1 protein-coding gene is annotated in these 8,543 nt (G+C 73.9%); it reads right to left on the bottom strand.

All coding sequences use genetic code 11. The annotated features are described in order from the left end of the window. Positions 1-8,543 (bottom strand): SDR family NAD(P)-dependent oxidoreductase (locus ACFV1W_RS39500; protein ID WP_380422290.1); only part of this gene is annotated, 8,543 nt, incomplete at both ends.

Genomic DNA, 8,543 nt, shown 5'->3' with positions numbered 1-8,543 from the left:
TCGAGCACGCCGGCCGCGTGGACGACCGCGGTCAGCGGGTGCGCGGCCGGGATCGAGTCCAGTACGGCCGCCAGCGCGTTCCGGTCCGCGACGTCGCAGGCGGCCACGGTCACCTCCGCGCCCAGCCCGGCCAGCTCCTCGCGCAACGCCGCCCCGCCACCACTGCGGCTGACCAGCAACAGGTGCCGCACACCCCGCTCGGCCACCAGGTGCCGGGCCACACGGCCCCCCAGCGTCCCCGTACCACCAGTGATCAACACGGTGCCGTCGGGGTCGACCGGCTGGGGGACGGTGAGGACGATCTTCCCGACGTGAGCGGCCCGGCTCATGAACCGGAAGGCGTCCCGCGCGCGGCGGACGTCCCAGGTGGTGAGGGGTGGCAGACGCAGCTCGCAGGCGCCGAGCAGCCGGACAGCCTCGGCAAGGATCTCCCCCAGCCGCTCCGGTCCCGCGTCGGCCAGGTCGAAGGCCAGCACGCCGGGCCGGACGTCGGCCTTGCCCATCTCCACGAACCGCCCGCCGGACGCGAGCAGCCGCAGGGAGGCGTCCAGGAACTCACCGGACAGCGAGTTCAGCACCAGGTCCATGGGCGGGAACTTCTGCTCGAACTCCAGGGTCCGGGACGAGGCGATGTGGTCATCGTCCAGCCCCAGGGCGCGCAGCGCGTCCCACTTGCCCGGACTGGCGGTCGCGTGGACGTCCGCGCCCCAGAGCCGCGCGAGCTGGATCGCCGCCATGCCGACGCCGCCGGCCCCGGCGTGGACCAGCACCCGGTCACCGGCCTTCAGCCCGCCCAGGTCGCGCAGGCCGTACCAGGCGGTCATGAACGCGATCGGCACAGTGGCGGCCTGGGTGAACGTCCACTCGTCGGGGACGCGCACCAGCACCCTGTGGTCGGCGACGGCCACCCGGCCGAACGCGCCGGGCAGCAGCCCGGTGACCCGGTCACCCGGCCGCAGGCCGGTGACCTCGGCGCCGGCCTCGGTGACGACACCCGCGCCCTCGCTGCCGAGCAGCGCCTCGCCGGGGTAGACCCGGAGGGCGATCAGCACGTCCCGGAAGTTCAGGCCGGCCGCCCGCACGGCGACGCGCACCTCCCGGGGCCCGAGCGGGGCCTGTTCGTACGGCAGGAAGGCGAGGTCGTCCAGGCTGCCCGTGACCGCCTGCGTCAGCCGTCCGTCGAACGCCTCCTCGGGTGCGGAGCGCACGAGCCGGGGCACGTAGACGGCTCCCCGGCGCACGGCCACCTGGTCCTCGTCGCCGACCGACAGGCCGTCGGGCAGCTCGTCGGCGTCCACGAGCACGAATCGGCCGGGGTGCTCGGACTGCGCGGACCGGACCAGGCCCCATACGGCGGAGGCTTCCGGGTCGCTCACCCCGTCACCGGGAACGACGGCGACCGCGCCCCGCGTGCGCACCACGAGCCGTTCGCCGGGACCGGCCAGGAAGTCCTGGACGGCCGTCAGCGCCTCGGCGACCGAGCCGGGCGAGACGACGGCGTCGCCGAGCGCGCCTTCGCCAGGTGTCAGCGGAATCCAGTCGAGGGCGTACAGCGGGCCGCGTTCGGCCATCGGGCGGGTGGTCAGCGTCTCGATGGTCGCCACGGGCTCGCCGGACCGGTCCGCCAGGTGAACGGCGTACGTGCCGGGGCGCACCACCGTCAGCCGCACGCGCGCGGAGGTCACGCCGGTGCGGTGGACCGCGATCCCGCCCAGCGAGAACGGCAGCCGCACGTCGCCCTCCGTGCCGGACAGCAGCGCCAGCGGTTGCAGGGCGGCGTCCAGCAGGGCCGGATGGACGGAGTACCGGGCCGCGTCCGGCACGGTGACCTCGGCGAACACCTCATCGCCGCGGCGCCACACCGCCTGCACGGCCTGGAAGGCCGGCCCGTACTCGTAGCCCGCCGCGGCGAGCGTGTCGTAGAGCCCGGTGACCGGTTCCGCGCCGGCCGGCGGCCATTGCCCCAGCTCCTGCCCGGCCACGGGTTCCCCGCTCACCGTGCCGGTGGCGTGCCGCACCCAACCGTCCGTACGGGACCGGACGTCGACCGTGCGGCGGCCGGTCTCGTCCGGCTCGCCCACGACGACCTGCACGTCCACCGCGCCGTCCGCGGGCAACGTCAGCGGCGCCTCCAGGACCAGTTCCTCCACTGCCGCCCCGGCCGCGTGCACCACCAGTTCCACGAACGCCGTCGCGGGCAGCAGCACCGTCCCCAGGACGGAGTGGTCCGCGAGCCAGGGATGGGTGGCCAGGGAGAGCCGACCCGTCAGGACCCGCTGCTCGCCCACCTCGACAGCGGCGCCGAGCAGCGGGTGGTCCACCGAGTCGAGCCCGGCCGCCGACACGTCTCCCGCGCCGCCGGCGAGCCAGAACCGCGTCCGCTGGAAGGGGTAGGTGGGCAGCCCCACTGGCTCCCCTTCGGGGAACGGCCACCGCACCGGCACACCCGCGACGAACAGCCGTGCCGCGGCGGCCAGGAACTCGGCCGGGGTGCCGTGGTCGCGGCGCAGTGTCCCGGTCACCACACCCGCCTCGTGCTCCTCCACCGCAGGCGTGAGCACCGGGTGCGGGCTGACCTCGACGAAGACGGTGTGGCCGTGGTCGAGCAGCAGCCGGGTGGTCCGGTCGAACAGCACGGGTTCGCGGAGGTTGCGGTACCAGTAGCCGGCGTCGAGGGCGGAAGTGTCGACCGGTTCCGCGGTGACGGTGGAGTAGAAGGGAATCGCCGCAGAGCGGGGCCGGATGTCCGCGAGGTCGGTCAGAAGCTGCTCACGGATCGCCTCGACCTGCGCCGAGTGCGCCGCGTAGTCGACGGGGATGGCGCGGGCGCGTATGCCGTCCCTGGTGCAGGCCGCCAGCAGTTCGTCCAGGGCCCCGGGCTCGCCGGACACGACGACGGTCGAGGCGGAGTTGACCACCGCCACCGTCAGCCGGCCCTCCCAGCGGGCCACGAACTCGACGGCCCGCCCATGCCCGAGACCGACCGACACCATGCCGCCGTCTCCGGCCAGGGCGACCAGGGCCCTGCTCCGCAGCGCGACCGCCTTCGCGGCGTCCTCCAGGGACAACGCCCCCGCCACGTACGCCGCCGCGATCTCCCCCTGCGAATGCCCCACGACCGCATCGGGCTCCACACCATGAGCACGCCACAGTTCGGCCAGCGCCACCATCACCGCGAACAGAGCCGGCTGCACCACATCCACCCGCTCCAACGAACCACCGCCGGTCAGCACCTCCACCAACGACCAGTCCGTGTACGGCGCCAACGCCACGGCACACGCGTCGACCACCTCCCGGAACACCGGCTCCGAGCCGTACAACTCCCCACCCATCCCCACCCACTGCGCACCCTGCCCCGGGAACACGAACACCGACCGACCCAGCGGACGGGCGGTCCCGGTGACCAGACCCGGCACCGTGCCACCTTCGGCCAGGGCCTCCAACGCCTCCACACCGCTCAGCACGGCCCGGTGCTCGAACACCGTGCGGGCGGCCAGAGCGCCCCCGACCGCCGCCGGACTCACCTCGGGACGCACGGCGATGAAGGCACTCAGCCGACGCGCCTGCTCCCGCAACACCGCCTCGGACCTGGCCGACAACACCCACGGCACCACCCCGTCCGCGGACTCCGTCGCGCCCCGGACCGGCTCCTCGGCAGGCGCCTCGATCACCACGTGCGCGTTGGTACCACTGATGCCGAACGCCGAGATGCCCGCGCGACGCAGACGGCCGTTGTCGGGCCAGGGCCGGCCCTCGGTGAGCAGCCGGATGTTTCCGGACCCCCAGTCGACGTGCGAGGTCGGCGCGTCCACGTGCAGCGTCGGCGGCAGTTCGGCGTGCCGCATCGCCATGACCATCTTGATCACACCCGCCACACCCGCGGCGGCTTGCGTGTGGCCGATGTTCGACTTCACCGACCCCAGCCACAACGGCTCCACCCGGTCCCGGCCGTACGTCGCCAGCAGCGCCTGCGCCTCGATCGGGTCACCGAGCGTCGTCCCCGTACCGTGCGCCTCCACCGCGTCCACCTCGGACGCCTCCAACCCGGCATTGGCGAGGGCCTGACGGATCACCCGCTCCTGCGACGGACCGTTCGGCGCCCCGAGGCCGTTGGAGGTGCCGTCCTGGTTCACCGCCGAACCCCGCACCACCGCCAGCACCCGGTGGCCGTTGCGACGCGCGTCCGACAACCGCTCCAGCAGCACCAACCCCGCACCCTCGCCCCAGGCCGTGCCGTCGGCCGCCTCGGCGAACGCCTTCACCCTGCCGTCGGGAGCCAGGCCGCGCTGGCGTGAGAACTCCGTGAACCCCAGCGGGGTCGCCATCACGGTCACCCCGCCGGCCAGGGCCAGCGAGCACTCCCCCGAGCGAAGGGCCTGCGCCGCCAGGTGGATCGCCACCAGCGAGGACGAGCAGGCGGTGTCCAGCGAGACCGCCGCGCCCTCCAGCCCCAGCAGGTAGGCGATCCGGCCGGAGGTCACGCTGGTCGCGGCGCCCGTACCGAGATAGCCCTCGGCGTCGGCGGGTGCCTGGTCGCCGCCGTAGCCGGAGGACCAGATCCCCGTGAACACACCCGTCTGACTGCCCCTCAACGACCTCGGATCGATGCCGGCGTCCTCGAAGGTCTCCCAGGCGGTCTCCAGCAGCACCCGCTGCTGCGGATCCATCGCCAGTGCCTCCCGCGGCGAAATCCCGAAGAAATCGGCATCGAACCCCGCCGCGTCCACGAGGAAGCCGCCCCACCGCGTGTACGACGTCCCGGGATGATCCGCGTCCGGATGGAACAACCCCTCCACGTCCCACCCGCGATCACCCGGGAACGCCCCGATCGCGTCGACCCCGCCCGACACCAGGCCCCACAACTCCTCCGGAGACCCCACCCCACCGGGCAACCGGCACCCCATGCCCACGATCACCACCGGATCAGCCGACACCGGAACCCCGACCGGCACCACCGGCACCACACCCCCGCCGAGGATCTCGCTCAGCAGGTGCTCGGCGAGTTGCTGCGGGGTGGGGTGGTCGAAGGTGACGGTGGCGGGCAGGCGCAGGCCGGTGGCGCCGGCGAGGCGGTTGCGCAGTTCGACGGAGGTCAGGGAATCGAAGCCGAGGTCCTTGAACGGCTGCCGGTCCCACGCGGCCCCCGGTTCGCGGTGACCGAGCACGGCGGCGGTGTTGGCGGTGACCAGGTCGAGTGCGGCTCGCAGCCGTTCGGTCTCCGGCAGTGACCGCAGGCGGTCGGCGATCGCGCCGCGCCGCGCCGGGCGCCGGGCCGCCTCGCGGGAGACGAGGCCCTTGAGGGCCGCCGGGGCGCTCGCCATCACGGACAGGTCGAGGCGTACCGGCGCCAGCCCGGCGCGGTCCGTGGCCAGGGCCGCGTCGAACAGCGACAGGGCGTGGTCGGTGGCCAGCGGCACGACCCCGGCCCGTATCAGCCGGTCCTGGTCGGCACCGGTCAGGTGCCCGGTCATGCCGCTCAGCTCGGCCCAGTAGCCCCAGGCCAGCGACACCCCCGGCAGGCCCTGGGCACGCCGGTGCACGGCCAGGGCGTCGAGGAAGGTGTTGGCCGCGGCGTAGTTGGCCTGGCCGGGGCTGCCGAGCGTTCCGGCCGCCGAGGAGAAGAGGACGAACGCCGTCAGGTCATGGCCCCGGGTGAGTTCGTGCAGGTTCCACGCGGCCCGTGCCTTGGGGTCGGCGACCTGCCGGAGGCGTTCGGGGGTCAGGGACTCGACCACGCCGTCGTCGAGCACGCCGGCCGCGTGGACGACCGCGGTCAGCGGGTGCGCGGCCGGGATCGAGTCCAGTACGGCCGCCAGCGCGTCCCGGTCCGCGACGTCGCAGGCGGCCACGGTCACCTCCGCGCCCAGCCCGGCCAGCTCCTCGCGCAACGCCGCCCCGCCACCACTGCGGCTGACCAGCAACAGGTGCCGCACACCCCGCTCGGCCACCAGGTGCCGGGCCACACGGCCCCCCAGCGTCCCCGTACCACCAGTGATCAACACGGTGCCGTCGGGGTCGACCGGCTGGGGGACGGTGAGGACGATCTTCCCGACGTGAGCGGCCCGGCTCATGAACCGGAACACGTCGACCGCGTCCCGTACCCCGCGCACGTCCAACGGCAGCGGTGCGAACCCGCCGTCCGTGAAGGCGCGTACGACGGCGTCCAGGATCTCGCCGAGCCGTTCCGGCCCCGCGTCGGCGATGTCGAACGCCCGGTAGACGATGTCGGGATGGTCGGCCGCGTCGCGGATGTCGGTCTTGCCCATCTCCACGAACCGGCCGCCGGGCACGAGCAGCCGCAGGGAGGCGTCGACGAACTCACCGGACAGCGAGTCCAGAACCACGTCCATGGGCGGGAACTTCTGCTCGAACTCCAGCGTGCGCGACGAGGCGATGTGGTCCTCGTCCAGTCCCAGGGCTCTCAGGATGTGCCACTTGGCCGGGCCGGCGGTGGCGAACACCTCCGCCCCGAGCCGGCGGGCCAGTTGGATCGCCGCCATGCCGACGCCGCCGGTGCCGGCGTGGACCAGCACCCGGTCTCCGGCCTTCAGCCCGCCCAGGTCGCGCAGGCCGTACCAGGCGGTCAGGAACACCACGGGCACTGACGCGGCCCTGACGAACGACCAGTCGTCGGGCATCCGGACCAGCAGCCGCTGGTCGGCGACGGTGACCGGGCCGAAGGCGCCGGGGACCAGGCCCATGACCCGGTCGCCGGGCCGGAAACGGGCGTCCGGGCCGGTTTCGAGGACGACGCCCGCGCCTTCGCCGCCCATCAGGGCCTCGCCGGGGTAGACGCCGAGGGCGATCAGCACGTCCCGGAAGTTGAGACCGGCAGCCCGCATGGCGATCCGGACCTGCCCGGGCCCCAGCGGCTCCGTGAGCTCCGGGCGGGGCACCAGCGCCAGGTCGTCGATGCTGCCGGTGCCCGTGTCCTCCAGCCGCCAGGGCCCGTCCGGCGGGGTGAGGCCCGCGCCGACGCGGACCAGGCGGGGCACGCGCAGCGCCCCTCGGCGTACCGCCAGATCCGGCTCGTCCGTGCCGGCGATCAGTGCGGGGTCCCAGGTCGAATCGGCGTCGACCAGGACGAACCGGCCGGGGTGCTCGGCGCGCGCGCCGCGGACCAGGCCCCAGACCATCGAGTGGTGGAGGCCGACGACGTCACCGGGTGCGGCGGCGACGGCGTTGCGGGTGACGACCGCGAGCCGCGTCCGCTCGCCCGCCAAGTGGTCCCGGATCACGGCGAGTACGCTCTTCGCGCTCTCGTACGCCGCCTCGACGGTGTCCGCCTCGGGCTCCGGCCCGGGCACCTCGTAGACGACCAGGTCCGCGGGGTCGCCGCCTGTCGGTGCCTCTTCGAGGGGGACCCAGTCGAGTGCGTACAGACTGTCCGGGACGGCGGTGGCGTCCCGGACGGTCAGCGACGTGATGACCGCGACCGGGGCGCCGTCCGGATCGGCCACGGCCACGGTGTAGGTGTCCGGCCCGGTGGCGGACAGGCGTACGCGCAGCGTCCGGCTGTCCGCGGGCCGTATCGCCACTCCGGTGAACGCGAACGGCAGGCCGGTGCGGTCGGTGAGGAACGCCATGGGGTGCAGTGCGGCGTCGAGCAGCGCGGGGTGCAGGGCGAACGGTTCCTCGGCGGGAAGCTCCACCTCGGCGTAGACGGTGTCGCCGACCCGCCGGGCCGCCGTGACGCCCTGGAAGGCCGGCCCGTACTCGTAGCCGAGCACGGACAGCGAGTCGTAGAGCCCGTCGACGTCGAGGGGCTCACCGGCCGACGGCCAGTCCCAGGCGCTCAGCACCGGCCCCTCGCCCAGGGCCCCGGCGGCGTGCCGCACCCAGTCGTCTCCGTCGTGCGAGTACACCGTGAGCGGGCTGCGGCCGTCGTCCTCGGGGCCCACGACGACCTGGAGGTGCACCGGGGTGTCGTCGAGGACGAGCGGCGTTTCGAGCACCAGTTCCTCGACCGCGCGGCCGAGCCGGCCGGCCGCGTAGGCCGCCATTTCCGCGAACGCGGTGCCGGGCAGGAGGACGGAGCCCCGCACGGCGTGGTCGGCCAGCCACGGGTGGGTGGCGAGCGAGATCCGTCCGCTGAGCACCGCGCCGTCGGGCAGTTCCACGAAGGTGCTGAGCAAGGGGTGGTCGCCCGACGTCGTCGGGACGGGCCGAAGCCAGTACGGCTGGCGCTGGAAGGCGTACGTCGGCAGGCTGACGGGCTCGGTGTCCTGCGGGAACCGCCAGTCGACCGGGACACCATGGACGTGCAGGCGGCCGAGCGAGGTGAGGAAGTCGTCCTGATCGCGCCGGAGCGTGCCGGTGGCGAGGAGGTCGGAGCCGTGGTGGTGACCTGTCTCCTCGACGGCGGAGACCAGGACCGGGTGCGGGCTGACCTCGACGAAGACGGTGTGGCCGTGGTCGAGCAGCAGCCGGGTGGTCCGGTCGAACAGCACGGGTTCGCGGAGGTTGCGGTACCAGTAGTCGGCGTCGAGGGCGGAGGTGTCGGTCTGCTCGCCGGTGACGGTGGAGTAGAACGGGATCGCCGC

The sequence above is a fragment of the Kitasatospora sp. NPDC059648 genome, assembly GCF_042734825.1.
Lineage (GTDB): Bacteria > Actinomycetota > Actinomycetes > Streptomycetales > Streptomycetaceae > Kitasatospora.
Note: the sequence above shows the minus strand (reverse complement) of the source record. Positions and strands in the feature narration are given on the sequence as shown.